Source organism: Pseudomonas sp. DC3200b2, from assembly GCF_049895785.1.
GTDB classification, from domain to species: domain Bacteria; phylum Pseudomonadota; class Gammaproteobacteria; order Pseudomonadales; family Pseudomonadaceae; genus Aquipseudomonas; species Aquipseudomonas massiliensis.
In genome coordinates, this window is record NZ_JAFCTA010000020.1 from 1 (window position 1) to 796 (window position 796).

Genomic DNA, 796 nt, shown 5'->3' on the forward strand with positions numbered 1-796 from the left:
AGTCATCATGGCCCTTACGGCCTGGGCTACACACGTGCTACAATGGTCGGTACAGAGGGTTGCCAAGCCGCGAGGTGGAGCTAATCTCACAAAACCGATCGTAGTCCGGATCGCAGTCTGCAACTCGACTGCGTGAAGTCGGAATCGCTAGTAATCGCGAATCAGAACGTCGCGGTGAATACGTTCCCGGGCCTTGTACACACCGCCCGTCACACCATGGGAGTGGGTTGCACCAGAAGTAGCTAGTCTAACCTTCGGGAGGACGGTTACCACGGTGTGATTCATGACTGGGGTGAAGTCGTAACAAGGTAGCCGTAGGGGAACCTGCGGCTGGATCACCTCCTTAATCGACGACACAGCCGCCCATAAGCTCCCACACGAATTGCTTGATTCACTGTAAAGACGATTGATGCAGCTGTAAGCTACAAGCCGAAAGCTACAAGCTCGAAATTGGGTCTGTAGCTCAGTTGGTTAGAGCGCACCCCTGATAAGGGTGAGGTCGGCAGTTCGAATCTGCCCAGACCCACCAATTTCCAGTGGTAACGGCCGGTAGTAGAATACGGGGCCATAGCTCAGCTGGGAGAGCGCCTGCCTTGCACGCAGGAGGTCAGCGGTTCGATCCCGCTTGGCTCCACCACCATCCTCTGTATGAAAGCTTAGAAATGAGCATTCCTTCACACTGAAGTGGAATGTTGATTTCTGGTCTTTTCCAGAATCGTTCTTTAAAAATTTGGGTATGTGATAGAAAGATAGACTGATCGACCAGTTTCACTGCTGGTAGGGTCAGGCTAAGGGC

1 protein-coding gene, 2 tRNA genes and 1 rRNA gene are annotated in these 796 nt (G+C 52.9%); 3 read left to right on the forward strand and 1 reads right to left on the reverse strand.

Annotation, left to right across the window (positions count from 1 at the left end; genetic code table 11):
- From ACP691_RS21650 to ACP691_RS21660, 3 genes are all read left to right on the forward strand, one after another.
- Positions 1 to 346: ribosomal RNA gene (locus ACP691_RS21650) — 16S ribosomal RNA — on the forward strand; the annotation flags it as partial.
- 106 nt (positions 347 to 452) lie between these two features.
- Positions 453 to 529, forward strand: a tRNA-Ile gene (locus tag ACP691_RS21655).
- A gap of 32 nt (positions 530 to 561) precedes the next feature.
- Positions 562 to 637, forward strand: a tRNA-Ala gene (locus ACP691_RS21660).
- Here the strand turns inward: ACP691_RS21660 and ACP691_RS21665 are convergent.
- Positions 608 to 796, reverse strand: a 189-nt coding sequence (locus ACP691_RS21665) for a hypothetical protein (RefSeq protein WP_426199781.1), incomplete at its 5' end; no start/stop codon positions are given. The genes ACP691_RS21660 and ACP691_RS21665 overlap by 30 nt on opposite strands.